At 73.2% G+C, this 17053-nt stretch carries 10 protein-coding genes; 6 read left to right on the forward strand and 4 right to left on the reverse strand.

Annotated elements, in window-relative coordinates:
- Positions 1-28 precede the first annotated feature (28 nt).
- Positions 29-508, forward strand: a complete 480-nt coding sequence (locus ACQEVC_RS27625) for a MarR family winged helix-turn-helix transcriptional regulator (RefSeq protein WP_432883015.1) — start codon at positions 29-31, stop codon at positions 506-508.
- A gap of 59 nt (positions 509-567) precedes the next feature.
- Here the strand turns inward: ACQEVC_RS27625 and ACQEVC_RS27630 are convergent, their stop codons facing one another.
- Positions 568-1008, reverse strand: a complete 441-nt coding sequence (locus tag ACQEVC_RS27630) for a hypothetical protein (protein WP_432883017.1) — start codon at positions 1006-1008, stop codon at positions 568-570.
- A gap of 351 nt (positions 1009-1359) precedes the next feature.
- On the opposite strand from ACQEVC_RS27630, the gene ACQEVC_RS27635 reads away from it, so the two are divergent.
- Together ACQEVC_RS27635 and ACQEVC_RS27640 are read left to right on the forward strand one after the other, a co-directional pair.
- Complete coding sequence (locus tag ACQEVC_RS27635) at positions 1360-1692, forward strand: YciI family protein (protein WP_432883019.1); 333 nt, start codon at positions 1360-1362, stop codon at positions 1690-1692.
- Positions 1689-2909, forward strand: a complete 1221-nt coding sequence (locus tag ACQEVC_RS27640; protein ID WP_432883021.1) for an RNA polymerase sigma factor — start codon at positions 1689-1691, stop codon at positions 2907-2909. The genes ACQEVC_RS27635 and ACQEVC_RS27640 overlap by 4 nt, the downstream gene beginning before the upstream one ends.
- 248 nt (positions 2910-3157) lie before the next feature.
- On the opposite strand, the gene ACQEVC_RS27645 is transcribed toward ACQEVC_RS27640, so the two are convergent.
- The 3 genes from ACQEVC_RS27645 to ACQEVC_RS27655 all read right to left on the reverse strand — a co-directional run bounded on the left by ACQEVC_RS27645 (position 3158) and on the right by ACQEVC_RS27655 (position 7092).
- Positions 3158-4228: a glycosyltransferase family 2 protein gene (locus ACQEVC_RS27645; RefSeq protein ID WP_432883024.1), complete on the reverse strand. Its 1071-nt coding sequence runs from the start codon at positions 4226-4228 to the stop codon at positions 3158-3160.
- Positions 4225-5400, reverse strand: coding sequence for a 3-dehydroquinate synthase family protein (locus ACQEVC_RS27650; RefSeq protein ID WP_432883026.1), 1176 nt, complete (start codon positions 5398-5400; stop codon positions 4225-4227). The genes ACQEVC_RS27645 and ACQEVC_RS27650 overlap by 4 nt, the downstream gene beginning before the upstream one ends.
- A gap of 267 nt (positions 5401-5667) precedes the next feature.
- Positions 5668-7092, reverse strand: coding sequence for an AMP-binding protein (locus ACQEVC_RS27655; RefSeq protein ID WP_432883028.1), 1425 nt, complete (start codon positions 7090-7092; stop codon positions 5668-5670).
- A gap of 396 nt (positions 7093-7488) precedes the next feature.
- Here ACQEVC_RS27655 and ACQEVC_RS27660 point away from each other — a divergent pair, with 396 nt between their 5' ends.
- The 3 genes from ACQEVC_RS27660 to ACQEVC_RS27670 are packed head-to-tail and all read left to right on the forward strand — an operon-like array spanning position 7489 to position 17001.
- The gene (locus ACQEVC_RS27660; RefSeq protein WP_432891720.1) at positions 7489-13317 is read left to right on the forward strand and encodes an amino acid adenylation domain-containing protein; all 5829 of its coding nucleotides are present in this window, start codon (positions 7489-7491) and stop codon (positions 13315-13317) included.
- Entirely contained in the window at positions 13310-13546 is a 237-nt protein-coding gene (locus tag ACQEVC_RS27665; RefSeq protein WP_432883031.1) for a phosphopantetheine-binding protein, read from the forward strand. The genes ACQEVC_RS27660 and ACQEVC_RS27665 overlap by 8 nt, the downstream gene beginning before the upstream one ends.
- Positions 13543-17001, forward strand: coding sequence for an amino acid adenylation domain-containing protein (locus tag ACQEVC_RS27670; RefSeq protein ID WP_432883035.1), 3459 nt, complete (start codon positions 13543-13545; stop codon positions 16999-17001). The genes ACQEVC_RS27665 and ACQEVC_RS27670 overlap by 4 nt, the downstream gene beginning before the upstream one ends.
- The last annotated feature ends 52 nt before the right edge of the window (positions 17002-17053 follow it).

Genomic DNA, 17053 nt, shown 5'->3' on the forward strand with positions numbered 1-17053 from the left:
GCTCCGAACGGTTCGTTAGACTCGTCACATGGAGAACCCGTCCGAGGAGACGCCCGCCAAGTGGGAGAGCCTGCCCAGCTGGCTGCTCACCCAGACGGGCAACCACGCGCACCGGCTGGTGGCCGAGGGATTCTCGTCGGTCGGCGCCCGCGGCTACCACTACCGCCTGTTGGCGACGTTGGAGGAGTTCGGCCCCGCCAGCCAGGCCGCGCTGGGCCGCCGTAGCGGCATCCACCTCAGCGACATGGTCGCGACGATCAACGAGCTCGCCGAGCGCAACCTGGTCGAGCGCGCGCCGGACCCCTCCGATCGGCGGCGCAACATCATCTCGCTGACCGCGGCAGGCAAGCGGCAGCTACGGCGACTGGAGAAGCGGCTCGCCGAATGCCAGGACGAGTTGCTGGCCCCGCTGTCACCCGAGGAGCGACAGCGGTTGACCGAGCTGCTGTCCAGGCTGTTGGACCACCACGACCGGCGAACCGGCATCGCCGAAGAGTCGCGGCACTGACCGGGTACGCCCCGAGAATTGCGGCCCTGCCCCGGCCTCCGTCGGCTCGCCGCCGCCGGTCAGCGGGTCGCGCTGAGCACCACCAGGCCGAGACACGCCAGTACCACCAGCAGGATCGCCGCGCCCTGGATCGCTCTCGTCCGCGCGCGCCGCCCCCGCTCCTCCTGCCACATCCGGCGCTGTGACTCCCGGCCCTGTTCGGTGTCGCGACGCCAGTCGGGTTCGAGCACCGCCGTACCCTCGGCAATCGCGTCGGCGACCCGCCGCACGTCCTCGGCGCGGTACTCGGTCCAGGTCGTCGTGCCGTACGTGCCGGTCGCCTGCGCCTGGGTGGTGCCAACCCCGTTGGCCCGGACCACCGCGTCGTAGCGCCAGACGACCGGCCAGGCGAGCGCGACCTCCTCGGCGCTGAGATAGCCGTCGGTGGCGTAGTAGCGACCGCGACGCCGCCGGGCGATCAGGTCCGGCACCGGCACCGGTGCGGGGATCTCCACCGTCACGGGCCCTCCCGGGGAGTCACGCTGGGATCACTCTGCCGCACCTCTACCGCTCCCACAAGGCGCGGCGCCCGGCAGGCCGGGTCCGCGCTGCGGTGACAGCGGCGGTCGGGACGAGGGAGTGGCAACCACCGGCGACGACCACCTCGCCCAGGACCACCGGCGTCGGCTCCTGGCCGCTCGACACCGATAGCATCGAGGCCGCCTACCGGCGCGAACACTTCCCGCCAACGCGTCCGATCGCCCGCCGTACGAAAACCCTGGAAGAAAACTCCGGCGGAACGTGTCGGATCGAGGCAGCGGCGTTCGTGGCAGGGGTGAGCGGCGGCCACCCGACGACAGGAGATGACTCCGATGGCGCAGTACCTGATTTCCGTGCTCGACGACACGACCAACTCCGCCACCGCGGAGGAGATGGTCGCGATCAAAGCCTTCAACGAGCAGATCCGGGCCGAGGGCCACTGGGTCTTCGCCGGCGGCCTCGCGTCGCCCAGTACGGCCACCGTGGTCGACGGCCGGGACGGGGCGGCGGTGTTCACCGACGGGCCCTACCTGGAGTCGAAGGAGTTCATCGGCGGCTTCTGGATCATCGAGGCCCCCGACCTCGACGTGGCGCTCCGGATCGCCGCCCTGGGGTCGAAGCACTGCAACCGGAGGGTCGAGCTCCGGCCGTTCCTGGGCGCATGACCGACGTCGACGAGGTGATCGCCCGGGTCCACCGCGAGGAGTGGGCCCGGGTGGTCGCGATCCTGGCCAGGCGGTTCGGGGACCTCGACATCGCCGAGGAGATGGCCGCCGAGGCGTTCGCGACCGCCGTCGAGCGGTGGCCTGTCGACGGCGTCCCTCCGAATCCCGGCGGGTGGCTCACCACCACCGCCCACCGCAAGGCCATCGACCGGATCAGACGTGAGGCCAGGCGCGAGGAAAAGCACAAGGAGGCGGTGATGCTGTCCGACACCCCCGAGCCGATCGGCGCCATCGACGACGACCGGCTCCGCCTCGTCTTCACCTGCTGCCACCCCGCTCTCGCCATGGAGGCGCGGGTTGCGCTGACCCTGCGGATGGTCGGCGGGCTCACCGTGCCCGAGATCGCCCGCGCCTTCCTGGTCCAGGAGACCGCCATGGGCCAGCGGATCACCCGCGCGAAGGCGAAGATCAAGGCAGCGAAGGTCCCCTATCGCGTGCCGTCACGTGCGGACCTCCCGGCCCGGATCACCGGGGTGCTCGCCGTCCTCTATCTGATCTTCAACGAGGGCTACCTGGCCTCGGACCCCGAGAAGGAGGCGGTCCGGGCCGACCTGACCGCCGAGGCGATCCGGCTGACCCGGCTGGTCCGTGAGCTGATGCCGGCGGACGGCGAGGTCGCCGGACTCCTGGCGCTGATGCTCCTGACCGAGGCTCGCCGGGCCGCGCGGGTGTCGGCGAGCGGTGAGCTCGTCACCCTCGACGAGCAGGACCGCGGCGCCTGGGACCGCGAGCTGATCGCCGAGGGCCACGCCCTGGTCCGCGCGCGCCTCGCCTCCGGCGAAGCGCCGGGGCGCTACCAGATCATCGCCGCGATCAACGCCGTCCACACCGACGTCCGCGACGTCCGCGACACCGACTGGTCGCAGGTCGTCGCGCTCTACGACCAGCTGGTCCGCCTCGAACCCTCGCCGATCGTACGGCTCAACCGGGCGATCGCGGTCGCCGAGCTCGACGGCCCGGAGGTCGCGCTGGCGGAGGTTGACGGTCTACCGCTGGAGGGCTACCACGCCTTCCACGCCACCCGCGCCAACCTGCTGCGCCGGCTGGGCCGCAGCGGCGAGTCGCGGACGGCGTACGACCGGGCCATCGCGCTGGCCGGCAACACCGCCGAGACGGCGTACCTCATCCGTCGGCGCGACCAGTTGGCCGGCCACTGAGCCGCACCACCCCGATCACTGCCCGGTCGCGTACCTTGGCGCCCCGGCTCACCCGTGCCGACCCTGCCCCGGCTGGGACCGCCCGTCGGTCCGCTGAGCCGGACGCCGTCGGTAGGCCGTCGTCGGTGGGCAGCCGTTGGTAGGCCGCCGTTGGTGGGCCGTCGTTGGTGGGCCGCCGTCGGTGGGCCGCCGTCGGTGGGCCGTCGTCGGTAGGCTGCCGCATTCCGCTTGAGCCGGTCCGACCGGCGTCATCCGCCGTACGGCCGATCCGGCGTCCTGTCCCACTCGAACGCCTCGTCATCGGTCCAGCCGAACCCGGTGAAGATCCGGTCCGGCCGCCCCAGTTGCAGCGCGCCGATGAACTCGCCGAGATCGAACGACCAGTCGAGCAGGGCGCAGGCGGCGGCCTCGGCGACCGAGGTCAGCGACTCGTCGGTCGGGGCGAGCCGCTCCCGGGTGTCCCGGGCGAGCAGCGCGGCGGCGGCCAGCGGCACCAGCAGCGCGGTACGCCCCCGGGAGTGCCGCAGTCCGGGCAGCGCGGCCATCGCGGCCAGCACCAGCACCCCGGTCCGGTTCAGCTTGGGCCGCCCCCGCTTCGGGTGGACGTCGAGCAACCACTGCCCGGACCGCCCGTAGGTGACCAGCCGGCGGCTCACCGTACCGAGCGAGTCGGTGCTGCCCTTGTCGTGTACGACCACCGCCGCCGGGTCGCAGGTGATCGTCCAGCCCGCCTCGGTGAGTCGGATTCCGAGGTCGACGTCCTCGCCGCCGACGACGGTCAACGGGCGTTCGGCGAAGCCGCCGACGGACTGGAACGCGCTCTTGCGGACCGCCAGGTTGCAGGTCGTGGCCCAGGCGACCCGACGGCACTGTCCGGGCCACTCGAAGGCGGCGTTGAGCAGCCGGGAACGGCGCATCACCCGGAAGACGGTGGTGTCCGCCCCCTGCAGGTAGGTCGGCCCGGCGACCGCGCCGACTTCCGGCGGGGCGGTCCGCAGGGTCTTCAGGTGCCGCTGCAACAGGTCCGGGGTGGCCAGGCAGTCCGAGTCGATGAAGAGCACCAGGTCGTACCTTGCCAGCCGCACCCCCAGGTTGCGCTTCGCACCGACGTACCGGGGCCCGAGGACGTACGTCGCACCGTGTTCCGTGCAGTGTGCCCGGTGCAGTCGGGCGTCGGCGGGGGTCGAGTCGTCCACCAGCAGGAGCTGCACCGGCTCCGGGCAGTACGCGATGGCGTCGCGCAGGCTCGCCAGCAGTGCCCGGGTCTCCTGGACCCGCCCCTTGACCGGTACGACGACCGACAGACCGCGTTCCGTCACCTCGGCACCCCACTTCGCTGGCCGGAGGCCGCCCCGGCCCCCATGCTCCGGATCACCGTGTCCAGGGCGTCCATCACCTCTGCCACGGGTACGGGCACCAGCGGGCGCCCGTCCTCGCCCCGGACTGGTCGGCCCGGACCGTCGAGCAGCACCATCAGCACCTCGTCCGGCGCGCAGTCGGCGTACCCGCGCTTGTTGTCGGCGGTCAGCGCGCGCAGCACGGCCGCCCGGTCGAGCCGGCGGAACCGGTCGCCGGCCTCCGGCAGCCCGAGCAGTGCCGTCAGCCGGTGGTGTGCCTGCACGGTGTCCCGGTCCAGCCCGTGGAACCGGCGGCCCAGTTCGGCCGCGACCAGCATGCCCCAGGCGACCGCCTCGCCGTGCCCGATCGCGCCGGCCGAGGCGAACTCGACGGCGTGCCCGACGGTGTGGCCGTACTCGAAGAGCACGGCCGGGCCCCGCTCGTGCGGATCGCCGGTCAGATACGGCTGCTTGGCCTCGATCCCGATCTCCAGCAGGTCGCGCAGTGCAGCCGTCGGCCGGTGCCGCAGGTCGGCCATGGCCCGGACGAACCGCTCTCCCTGATCGGGCACCGCGACCAGGATGTTCTTCGCCATCTCGGCGAGGCCGGTGTGCAGGTTGCCCTGCGGCACGGTGCACAGCCAGCGCAGGTCGCAGACGATCAGCGAGGGCGGGAAGTAGGCGCCGCAGAGGTTCTTGCCGGCCGGCAGGTTGACCCCCTGCTTGAGCGAGATCACCGCGTCGAACGCCGCGACCGGGGTGGTCGGGGCGTGCACCAGCCGGGTCCCCCGGTAGAGCAGCGCGGCGGCGAGTCCGGCGACGTTGCCGACGGTCCCGCCGCCCATCGCCAGGATCGCCGAGCGCCGGGTGAGCTTCCGCTCGGTGGCGTACTCCAGAATGGCCTGCACCGAGAAGAGCGTCTTCTCTGCCTCGACCGCGTCCAGGGTGAAGGTCTCGACCCGCAGATGCCGGGCGAGCGGGGCGGTCAGCCGGCCCGCGTGGTCCTTGACCTGCCGGTCGGCGACCACCAGCACCGCGTCGGCGTCGGCGAGCCGAGCTGCCACCGTGTCGACCAGTTCCGGTAGGCAGTCGACGCCGTACCGGTAGGGGACCCGGATGTCGCCGAAGACCAGATCGCGCGCGGTCAGCGCCATCGGGCACCGGTCTTCTCGACGCTCGGTGACCGAGAATTTTCGGAAAGATGGCCGGTCGGTAGCTGCTCTCGGATCGGCCGGAGGGTGTCTGTCGCGATCTGGTTGGACAAGGTCAAGGTCGGGCCCTCCCCGGATGAAACGCCACCACAACCAGCCGGAAGGGGTGGCCTCAGGACCGTCGGCGTCAGATTAGATCAGCTAAGATCGATCAGCAAGCCTTCCGGAAAGTATTCGCAACGACCGGCGAGGGGTTTTCGGGATCGGCGGTCATTCGACCAGTGACCGATAGTCGATCTTCCCGTTCGGGCGTCGTGGCAGCCGGTCGATCGCGGTGGCCACCACGCCCAGCCGATGCAGCCCGAGTCGTCCGGTCACCGTGCTGACCACCGCCGCCAGCCGGCCCCGGTCGGCCTCCTCGCAGAAGATCTGGATCCGGTCCCCGGCCGGTACGGCGGCGGCGGGGACGATCTCCGCGACCAGGTGCTCGACGGCGTCGAGGTTCACCCGGACCCCGAACGCCTTGCCGATCCGCCCCAGCCGACCGGAGAGCCACAGGTAGCCGTCGTCGTCGAGTCGACCGGTGTCGCCGGTGCGCAGTGTGCCGCCCAGGTCGTCGCCCCGGCCGAGATCCGCGGCGGTCTCGGCGTACCCGAGCATCACGCCCGGCCCGTGCACCAGCACCTCGCCGCTGCCCGGATCACCCGGCCCGGCGGGATCCGGCTCGATCGACAGCCGGGTCCCCGACAGCGGCGGGCCGACCGAACCGAGCTTGGCCGGCAACCGCTCCGGTGGCAGTACGCAGATCCGGGGCCCGGCCTCGGTCTGGCCGTACATCACGTACAGCCGGCCGCCGTGTGCCGCCATCGCGGTGGAGAACCGGGTGACCAGGTCGGTGCGGAGCCGACCGCCGGCGGCGCTGAGCACCCGGACGGTCGGGTTGCGCTCCGGGCTCCACGGCTTGCGGGCCAGCAGTTCGTAGGTGTGCGGCACGCCGGCCAGCGAGGTGACGCCGTAGCGGTCGACGTCCCGCCAGAACCCCTGGTCGAGTACGCCGCGCCGGTCCAGCACCACCGTCGCGCCGGCGAGCAGGTGACTGTGCAGCACGCTGAGCCCGTAGGAGTAGAACAACGGCAGGGTGGTGACGGCGACGTCGTCCGGGCCGATCCCGAGGGCGGTGCCGATCGACCGGGTGTTGGCCAGTACTCCGGCCGTCGACAGCCGGACCAGCCGGGGCCGGCCGGTCGATCCCGACGTGCCGAGCAGCAGGCCGAGCTGGTCGTGCGGCCGGACTTCCGGTCCGCCTCGGCGGACCCAGCTCGGCCCGAGGCCGGCCGGCTCCACCGCCCGGTAACCCGGTGGCGGGTCGGCGCCGGCCGGTCCGGGTACGCCGGGTGCCGCCGCCGCGTCCCATCCGAGTACGGCGGCGGGGGCGAACCGGTCGACCAGGTCCCGTACCGAGCCGGCGCCGATGCCCGCCCCCCAGACGACGACCGGCCGGTGGGCCCGCAACGCGCCCAGATAGCGCAGCACCGGGCGGAGTTCGTTCGGCAGCACACAGACCACGACGCCCGGCGGAATCGGATCGAGGGCCCGCACCACGACGTCGAGCGCGGCGTCGAGTCGGGTTCCGGTCAGCGTCTCACCGGTGGCCGCGTCGATCAGCCGCGCGCCCGGCGCCGGCAGCGGGATCATCGACCGAAAAGTACCCGGTACTTTCGGGTGCGACCAGACCCCCGCGTGCGCCGTCGATCGAGGACCGTCCACCCCTGGGACCGGTTGCTTCCGGCCGGCGGACCCGACCGTCGGTTGTGGCCTGCGGGCTGGTCGGTTCGGGGTGGAGCTGCGGTGGCGAGCCATCCGACGGCGGTTACCCATGTTCGATATCGAAGCCGGCTGCTATGTTGTGATCGACGCTGATCATCCTCACCGGCTTCCGGAACATCTTCGGAACATGGCTCCGACGATGGCCGCCGGCCCGGCCGGTCAGCAGCCGAACGGGGAGTCGCCTTGTCCACATTGGACCGCGACCGCACCACGCCGGAGAGCCGGGTCGAGCGGGTCGCCCGGCTGTCGGACGCCAAGCGGGCGATGTTGGCCCGCCGGCTCGGTGCCGCCGGCACCGGCCCGGCGGTCACCGTGCCGCGCCGGCCCGAGACGGCCGACCCGGAACTCTCCTGGGCCCAGGAGCGGCTGTGGTTCATGGAGCAGTTCGCCCCCGGCACCGCCGCGTACGTGGTCCCGGTCGTCCTGCGGCTGCGCGGCCCGGTGGAGCCGGCGGCCGTACGCCGGGCACTCGACCGCTGCGTGGCCCGACACGACAGCCTGCGTACCGGCTTCGCCGCCGGCCCGGATGGCACCGCCGGCACGTACGTCGTCGGCCCCGCCCCGGTGCCGCTCGCCGAGGTACCCGTCGACCGGGCCGTACCCGTCGGCCGGGCCGTACCCGTCGGCCGGGCCGTACCCGTCGGCCGGGCCGTACCCGTCGGGCCGGGGTCGGCGGGCGGCACCGCCGAGGTCGCCGACGCCGACCTGCCCGGATCATCGCCGGTGGAGGAGGCAGCCCGGGAGCTGATCGCCGCCGAGCTGGCCCGGCCGTTCGACCTGGCGGCGCCGCCACTGCTGCGGGCCACGCTGTTCCGGCTCGGTGCCGAGGACCACGTCCTGCTGCTCGCCATCCACCACATCGTCTGCGACGGCTGGTCGGCCGAGGTACTGGTCGGGGAGATCCGCGAGCAGTTGGCCGCCGAGGCGCGCGGGCTCCCGCCGGTCCTGCCCGACCTGCCGGTCCGGTACGCGGACTACGCGGCGTGGCAGCGCGGCAGGGCCGACTCGGGCGGCTACTTCGCCGACCTGGACTACTGGCTGCCCCGGCTGGCCGGACTGCCGCCACTGGAACTGCCGACCGACCGGCCCCGCCCGGACCGCCAGACGTACGTCGGCGCGACCCGGACCTGCACGGTCGAGCCCGAGCTGGCCGAGCGGCTGGTGGCGCTGGGGCGCCGGCACAACGCCACGCTCTACATGACGCTGCTGGCCGCGTTCCAGGTGCTGCTCGCCCGGCATTCCGGGCAGCGGGACTTCGCGGTGGGCTCACCGGTGGCCGGGCGCCCACTGCCCGAACTCGACCCGATGGTCGGGCTGTTCCTGAACATGCTGACCATGCGCGCCGAACTGGCCGGCGATCCCACCTTCGCCGAGCTGCTCGGCCGGACCAGGGACGCGGCGCTGGACGCGTACGCCCACCAGGAGCTGCCGTTCGAGCGGCTGGTCAGCCGGCTCAAGCTGGTCCGGGACGTACGCCGGTCGCCGCTGTTCCAGGTGCTCTTCGCGTTGCAGAGTTACGGTGGCCGGGGCGTCCGCACCGAGGCGGTGCAGCCGGCCGCGGACCAGCTCGCCGGGCCCCGGATCGAGGCGTTCGGCTTCGCCCACCCGGCCACCCGCTTCGACCTGGAGCTGTACGTCGCGCCGGACGCCGCCGGGGGTGGGCTGCACTGCACCTTCGTCTACCACCGGGACCTGTTCGACCCGGAGACCTGTGCCCGGCTGATCGGCGGATGGCAGCGGCTGCTGCGGGACGTGGTCGAGGCACCGGACCGCCGGCTGTCCGGACTGGCCCCGCTGACCTCGGACGAGCGGGACGCGCTGCGGCGCTGGAACGACACCGCCGTGCCGGTCACCGGACCGGCCACCCTGGTGGAGCTGGTCGAGGCACAGGTCCGGGCCGCCCCGGACGCCGTGGCGGTGCGCTTCGAGGGCGAGCGGTGCGACTACGCGGAACTGAACGCCCGGGCCAACCAGGTGGCGCACCGGCTCCGGGCCGCCGGGGTGGGCCGCGACGACGTGGTGGCGGTCTGCGCCGAGCGCTCCGTCGAGCTGGTGGTGGCGCTGCTCGGCATCCTCAAGGCCGGCGCCGCCTATCTGCCGCTGGACCCGGACTATCCCGCCAGGCGGCTGTCGTTCATGCTCGCCGACAGCGCCGCCCGGGTACTGCTGCGGCAGCGGAGACTGAACCCTTTCCAGCCTGAACCGCGCGGCGCGGGCGCCTCGACTTCCACCCGCGGCCTGCACGACCCGCAGGGGGAGTTGGTAGAAGGTTCACCGCCGGTGCCGCCGGCCGACCTGGCGGTCCGCACGCTGCTGCTCGACGACCCCGCGACCTGGGCGGACCAGCCCCGGCAGGACCCGCCGCCGCTGGCCGGACCGGACGACCTGGCGTACGTCATCTACACCTCCGGGTCGACCGGCCGGCCCAAGGGCGTGCTCGTCACCCACCGGGCGGTGGTCAACCGGCTGGACTGGATGCAGCGGGCGTACCGGCTCGGCGCCGACGACGTGGTGTTGCAGAAGACACCGGCCGGCTTCGACGTCTCGGTCTGGGAGTTCTTCTGGCCGCTGGCCACCGGGGCGCGGCTGGTGCTGGCCCGGCCGGGCGGGCAGAAGGACGCGGCGTACCTGCGTGACCTGATCGTCGCCGAGTCGGTGACCACCACCCACTTCGTCCCGTCGATGCTGTCGGTGTTCCTGGCCGAGGACCTCGGCGCCTGCCGGTCGCTGCGTCGGGTGATCTGTAGCGGCGAGGCACTGGGCCCGGGGCTGGCCGCCGATGCGGTCCGGGCTTTGCCCGGGGCGGAACTGCACAACCTGTACGGGCCGACCGAGGCGGCGATCGACGTCAGCTCCTGGCACTGCCGCCCCGAGACCCTCGACGGCCGATCACCGGTGCCGATCGGCCACCCGATCCAGAACATCCGGCTGTACGTGCTGGACCGGCACCTCAACCTGGTCCCGGTCGGCGCGCCCGGTGAGCTGTACATCGCCGGGGTCGGGCTGGCCCGAGGCTACCTCGGGCGGCCGGGCCTGACCGCCGACCGGTTCCGGCCGAACCCGTACGGGCCGCCGGGGGGCCGGATGTACGCCACCGGTGACCTGGTGCGGCGGCGTGCCGACGGTGCGATCGAGTTCCTCGGCCGGATCGACAACCAGGTGAAACTGCGCGGGTTGCGGATCGAGCTGGGCGAGATCGAGGTGGCGCTGCGCGACCAGCCCGGGGTGGCGGAGGTGGCGGTCGTGGCCCGGGAGGACGTGCCGGGCGACCAGCGGCTGGTCGCCTACCTGGTGCCCGCCCGCGTCGCCGGCGCGGGGCCGGTTGACGGTGCCGGGCCGCAACCGGCGCGGTTGCGCACGGCGCTCAAGGAGTCGCTGCCCGACTACATGGTCCCGTCGGCGTTCGTGGTCCTCGACGCGCTGCCGGTGAGCCCGAACGGCAAACTGGACCGGGCCGCGCTGCCGGCCCCGCAGCAGGACCGCGCCGTGGACACCGATTTCGTCGCGCCCCGGACGCCCACCGAGGAGGCGGTCGCGGCGGTCTGGCGTACCGTGCTCGGGCTGCCCAGGGTCGGCGTACTGGACGACTTCTTCGACCTGGGCGGACACTCGTTGCTCGGGGTCCAGGTGGTCACCCGGCTGCGTACGGTGGTGCCGGCCGGTGGCGCACCGGTCAGCGTGATGGACCTGTTCACCCACCCCACCGTCGCCGGGCTGGCCGAACTGCTGGACACCCCGGCGGAGCGACGCGGGCCCCGGCGACTGCTGCACGAACTGACCCCCGCCGTCCCGGCCGGCCAGCGGGTCCGCACCCTGGTCTGCGTCCCGTACGGCGGCGGCAGCGCGGTGGTGTACCAGCCGCTGGCCGACGCGTTGCCGGCCGGCCATTCGCTCTACTCGGTCTCGGTGCCCGGCCACGATCTCGGGCTGACCGAGGACTCGCTGCCGCTGGCCGAGGTCGCCGGGCGGTGTGTCGCCGAGATCCAGGAGCGGATACCGGGCCCGCTCGTGCTCTACGGCCACTGCGGACTCGGCAGCGCGCTGATCGTGGAGATCGCCCGCCGGCTGGACGCGGCCGGGCGGGACCTGGAGGCCGTCTACATCGGCGCGGTGTTCCCGTTCGCGAAGCCGACCGGCAAGGTGCTCGGTCGGCTCGGCCCGCTGCTCCGGCAGGACCGCCTGGCCAGCTACCGGCACCAGGTGAACTGGTTGAAGTCGATGGGCGTGGACGTCGACGAGCTGGGCCCGGAACAGGCCAGGCGGATCGTGCAGAACATGCGGCACGACTTCCGGGCGGCCGAGGAGTACTTCACCGGCCTGCTCGACAGCGGCGTACCCCGGCTCCGCGCCCCGGTCATCTCGGTGGTCGGCGACCGCGACCCGAGTACCGACTACGCACAGGAGCGCTACCGGGAGTGGGATTTCCTCGGCGCCGACACCGCGCTGGTGGTGATCGACGAGGCCGGACACTACTTCCTGAAGTACCGGGCGGACGAGCTGGCGGAGATCGTCACCAGCACACACACCGCGCTGGCCGCCGGCCCGGCCGGGGCCCGGTCGCTGACCGCCGAGGCCCGAGGTCCGGCCCCCGGCTGGTGGCTGGACCGCTACCCGGAGCGCGACGGTGAGGGCGAGCCGGCGGCACCGTCCGGCGCCGCCGATCCGAGGACGGGCGACCGGCGGGCCGTCGGGGTCGGGCAGGCCGCCGCGGTACGCGCGGCGCCCGCACCCAGCATGGGTCGGTTCCTCGCGGTCGTCGTCGGTCAACTGGCCTCGATGACCGGCTCGGCGCTGACCGAGTTCGCGGTGCCGATCTGGATCTACACGGAGACCGGCTCGCTGGCCAGGTTCGCCATCTTCTTCGTGGTGGGGCTGGTCCCCGGCATGCTGATCGCGCCACTGGCCGGTGCCATCGTCGACCGGTACGACCGGCGCCGGGTGATGCTCGGCGGCGACATCGCGGCCGGGAGCGTACAACTGCTGTTCGGGCTCCTGCTCTGGACCGACAACCTGCACGTCTGGCACGTCTATCCGCTGCTCGCCGCGCTCTCCTGCGCGCTGACCTTCCAACGGCTCGCCTTCACCTCGGCGGTGCCGCAGTTGGTGCCCAAGCGCTACCTCGGGCACGCCAACGGGTTCGCCCAGACGGCGGCCGGGATCGCCCAGTTCGTCGTACCGCTGGTCGCGGTGGGGCTGATGGCGAGCATCGGGCTCGGCGGGATCCTCGCGATCGACGTGCTCAGCTACACGGTGGTGATCGGCATGCTGCTGGTGCTCCGGTTCCCGGCCACCATGGCCTACCAGCGGCGCGAGTCGTTGCTCGCCGAGATCAGGGGCGGTCTGGCGTACACCCTCAACCACCGTGGGATCCGCGCGATGCTGCTCTTCTTCGCCGCGCTCAACATCTTCCTCGGTCCGCTGATCCTGCTCGTCTCGCCGCTGGTGCTCTCCTTCGCCGAGCTGCCGCAGGTCGGTCAGGTGGCGTTCGGCGGCGCCCTCGGGGTGGTGCTCGGCGGGCTGACCATGACCGTCTGGGGTGGACCGGCCCGGCGTCGGATGCGCGGCATGCTGCTCGGTACGGCCGTGCTGGCGCTCTGTGCCCTGGTCGTCGGCGTGCGGCCGGCCACCGCACCGGTCGCGGCCGGTGTATTCGGGATGATGTTCACGCTGACCCTGGTCAACGCGATCTACGCGACCATCGTGCAGGTGACCGTGCCGCAGCGGTTCCACGGCCGGGTCTTCGCGCTGAACACGATCGTGGCCTGGTCGACCCTGCCGTTCGGCTTCGCGGTGATCGTCCCGTTCGGCCCGCGCCTGTTCGACCCGCTGCTGGCCGAGGGCGGGGCGCTCGCCGGCACGGTGGGCCAGGTGATCGGGGTCGGACCCGGCCGGGGGATCGGGCTGATGTACCTGCTCTGCGGGCTCGCCATGGCGGCGCTCGCCCTGACCTGCCTGCGGGTGGGCATCCTGGCCCGGTTCGACACGGCGGTACCGCAGGCGCCCCCGGACGACCTGTTCGGGGTACGGGCCCGCGAGGAGCGGCAGCGGGCGCTGGCCGCCGCACAGACCACGAACGGGGGTACCGGTGACTGACGGCGAGACCGAGACCGAGGTGCTGGAGATCGTCCGGGAGGTGCTCGACGTCGACCCGGTACGGCCCGAGGACGACCTGTTCGCGCTCGGGTTCACCTCGCTGGCGATCGTGAAGACCGCCGCCCGGGTCCGGGAGCGTCTCGACGCCGAGCTGCCGCTGTCGGCGTACTTCGACGCGGCGACCGTCGCCGATCTGGTGGCGGCCGTGGTCGCCGTGCGTCCGCGATGACCGGCGCGACGACCGGCCGGCGGGCCGACGACGACCCGGCCCCGGGGACCGGCCGGGGGCCCCTCACCCTGGGGCAGCGACGCCTGTGGTTCCTGACCCAGCTCAACCCGGGGTCCAGCGAGTACCACATGCCGCAGGTGACCCGGCTGCGCGGACCGCTGGACGTGGCCGCGCTGACCGGCGCCCTGCACGACGTCGTACGCCGGCACGGCATCCTGCGTACCCGGTTTCCGGTGGACGTCGACGGGGAGCCGGTGCAGGAGGTGCTCGACGGCTGGCGGTTGCCGGTCGAGCTGGTCGAGTTGGACGAGCTTGACGGTGCCGCCGAGCTGGTCGAGCTGGCTGAGCTGGCCGAACTGGACGGTGTTGGCGAGACCGCGCTGGCCGCCGACGATGCCGACCTCGACGAGCCGGCGCGGCTGGCGTACGCCTCGGCGGTGGTGGCCGACCGGGTCAACACGCCGTTCGAGATCACCGTGGCCCCACCGGTACGGGCCAGCGTGCTGCGACTCGGGCCGGACGACCACGTCCTCTGCGTCGTACTGCACCACCTGCTCGCCGACGACTGGTCGCTCGGCGTGCTGTTCCGGGAGCTGTCGGCCGGCTATGCCGCCCGGCTGGCCGGGCTGTCCGCCGAGCTGCCCCCGCTGCCGATGCAGTACCTCGACCATGCCCGCGCCGAGCAGCGGCGCCTCGCGGCGGGCCGGGAGGAGAGCTGGCGGTACTGGAGCGGCGAGTTGGCCGGTGCCGAACCGCTGGATCTGGTCACCGACGCGCCCCGCCCGCCGAGCATGACGACGGCCGGAGCCTTCGTCGGGCACCGGCTGCCGGCGGGCGTGGCCGAGGACGTGCGCGGATTGTGCCGGGTCGGCCGGACGACACCGTTCATGACGATGCTCGCCGGGTACCTCGCGCTGCTCGGGCTCTACACCGGCCAGTCGCAGATCCGGGTCGGCTCGCCGGTCAGCAGCCGGGACCGGGCCGAGCTGGAACCGCTGATCGGGTTCTTCCTGACCACCGTGGTGCTGCGCGGCGACCTCTCCGGCGACCCGTCGTTCCGGGAACTGCTGGCCCGGGTCAAGACGACGGCCGTCGGCGCGTACGGCCACCTCGACACGCCGTTCGAGGAGCTGATCTCCCACCTGGCGCTCCGCCGGGATCCGGACCGCAATCCGCTCTTCGACACCATGTTCATGGTGCACGGCACCCAGGCCGGTGAACTGCGGCTGTCCGGCCTGGTCGCCGGAGCGTTCGATCCGGGACACCAGCAGGCCAAGTTCGACCTGCTGGTCGAGGTGCACACCGGGGACGACGGCTGGCGGCTCCAGGCCAACTACCGTCCGGAGCTGTTCGAGCCGGCCACCGTCACGCTGCTGCTGCGCCGCTTCGAGCGGCTGCTGCGGCACGCGGCGCAAACCCCGGACGAGCCGCTGTCCAGACTGTACGAGCGGCTGGCCGGTGACGAGCCCGACCCGACGGCGGGGGACGGTTTCGACTCCGGCCTCGTGCCGCGCCCCGCCGGACCGATGCCCGGCGAGCGCGGCGGCGTCGGGCCGCCGCCCCCGGCCGGCCTGGTGGAGCTGCTCGCCGCCGCCGCGACGGCGTACCCGAACACCATCGCGGTCAGCGGCGTCGACGGCGCGCTGAGCTACGCCGAGCTGCACCACCGCGCCGGTCGGCTGGCCCGGTTGCTGCGTCGGCACGGCGCCCGGCGGGACCACCTCGTCGCGGTCTGCCTGGAACCGGGACCGGATCTCGTCGTCGCACTGCTCGCCGTGCTCACCGTCGGGGCGGCGTACCTTCCGCTGGATCCCGGCCATCCGCGCCGCCGGCTGGGGTACCTGCTCGCCGACGCCGGGGCCGGGCTCCTGGTCACCACGACCGGCCTGCGGGACCGGCTGGATCCGACCGGGTGCGAGGTCGTCGACCTGGACCGGATGCGCGGGGACGACGAGCCGTCGGCCGAGCCGGCCGATGCCGAGCTGTCGGATACAGAACCGGCCGATGTCGAGCGGCCCGATGGTGAACCGCCCGCCCGTACCCTGCCTGACTCCGGGTCGGACCCGTTGGCGTACGCCATCTACACGTCCGGGTCGACCGGGCAGCCGAAGGCGGTGGGTGTGCCTCGGTCGGCGCTCGCCGCCCGGGTGCGGTGGATGGTCGAGGCGTACCGGATCGGCCCGGCGGACCGGGTGTTGCAGTTCTCCTCGGCCAGCTTCGACACCTTCGGCGAGGAGGTGTACCCCACCCTGGTCGGCGGTGCCACGCTGGTCGTGCCGCCGGCCCGGGCCGAACTGCCCGACTTCCTGGCCACCCCGGCCGGGCAGGAGCTGACCGTACTCGACCTGCCGACGTCGTACTGGCACGAACTGGTCGCGGATCTGGCCGGGATCGCCTGGCCGGCTCGGTTGCGGCTGCTGATCCTCGGTGGCGAGCAGGTCCGGCCCGACGCGCTCGGCCGCTGGTTCGCGGCGTTCGGCGACCGGGTCGAGGTGTTCAACACGTACGGGCCGACCGAGGCGACGATCATCGCGACGGCGGCCCGGTTGACCCCGGCCGACGCTACCGGTCGACCGCCGATCGGACGCCCGCTCGCCGGCACCACCGCGCAGGTGCACCGGCCCGGCGGCGCTCCGGTGCCGGTCGGCGTGCCCGGGGAACTGCTGCTCGGCGGTGCCGGGCTGGCCCGGGGCTACCTCGGGCGGCCGGAGCTGACCGCGCAGCGGTTCGTCGAGTACGGCGGCGAGCGCCGGTACCGCACCGGTGACCGGGTGCGGTGGCGGCTCGACGGTGCGCTGGAGTTCCTCGGCCGCCTCGACGACCAGCTCAAGGTGCGGGGCCACCGGGTGGAGCCGGGCGAGGTGGAGGCGGCGATCGTCGCCCACCCGGACGTCCGGCACGCGGTCGTCACGGCCGACGGTGACGCCCGGCTCGTCGCCCACCTGGTTCCGGAGCCGGGCACCGAGGCGCCCTCGCCGGCCCAGCTCCGGGCACACCTGTCCGAACTGCTCCCACCGCACCTGCACCCGGACGCGTACGGGGTGCTGGCCGCCCTGCCGCTGACCGCGAACGGCAAGGTCGACCGGAAGGCCCTGCCCGCCCCGACCTCGGTGGCCCCGGCTCCCGGCGGTACGCCGGTCGCGCCCCGGACCGACGCCGAGCGTCTCGTCGGGCAGGTCTGGGTCGAGGTGCTCGGCGTCGAGCGGGTCGGCATCCACGACGACTTCTTCGAGCTGGGCGGCCATTCGCTGCTGGCCACCCGGATGGCGGCGCGACTGCGGGGCGTCGTCGGGGTCGCCGTACCGCTGCACACGATCTTCCGGCGCAGCACCGTCGCCGAGTTGGCGGAGGCGGTCGAGGACCTGCTGCTCGCCGAGATCGAGCAACTCGACGAGGACGAGGTGGCGAACCTGCTGGCCCTCGACGACGTGGCGGCGCGGTTACCGGACGGCTGACCGGCCCCGCCCGGGGTACGACGCCGGGCCGGGCGCGCTCGCCCCGGTGGGA

The organism is Plantactinospora sp. CA-294935 (assembly GCF_050936445.1).
Taxonomy (GTDB): Bacteria; Actinomycetota; Actinomycetes; order Mycobacteriales; family Micromonosporaceae; genus Plantactinospora.

Bases quoted from the DNA above. Each gene is read 5' to 3' on its own strand.
- ACQEVC_RS27625 (WP_432883015.1), top strand. From the start codon at position 29: ATGGAGAACCCGTCCGAGGAGACGCCCGCCAAGTGGGAGAGCCTGCCC.
- ACQEVC_RS27635 (WP_432883019.1), top strand. From the start codon at position 1,360: ATGGCGCAGTACCTGATTTCCGTGCTCGACGACACGACCAACTCCGCC.
- ACQEVC_RS27640 (WP_432883021.1), top strand. From the start codon at position 1,689: ATGACCGACGTCGACGAGGTGATCGCCCGGGTCCACCGCGAGGAGTGG.
- ACQEVC_RS27650 (WP_432883026.1), bottom strand. From the start codon at position 5,400: ATGGCGCTGACCGCGCGCGATCTGGTCTTCGGCGACATCCGGGTCCCC.
- ACQEVC_RS27655 (WP_432883028.1), bottom strand. From the start codon at position 7,092: ATGATCCCGCTGCCGGCGCCGGGCGCGCGGCTGATCGACGCGGCCACC.
- ACQEVC_RS27660 (WP_432891720.1), top strand. From the start codon at position 7,489: ATGTTGGCCCGCCGGCTCGGTGCCGCCGGCACCGGCCCGGCGGTCACC.
- ACQEVC_RS27670 (WP_432883035.1), top strand. From the start codon at position 13,543: ATGACCGGCGCGACGACCGGCCGGCGGGCCGACGACGACCCGGCCCCG.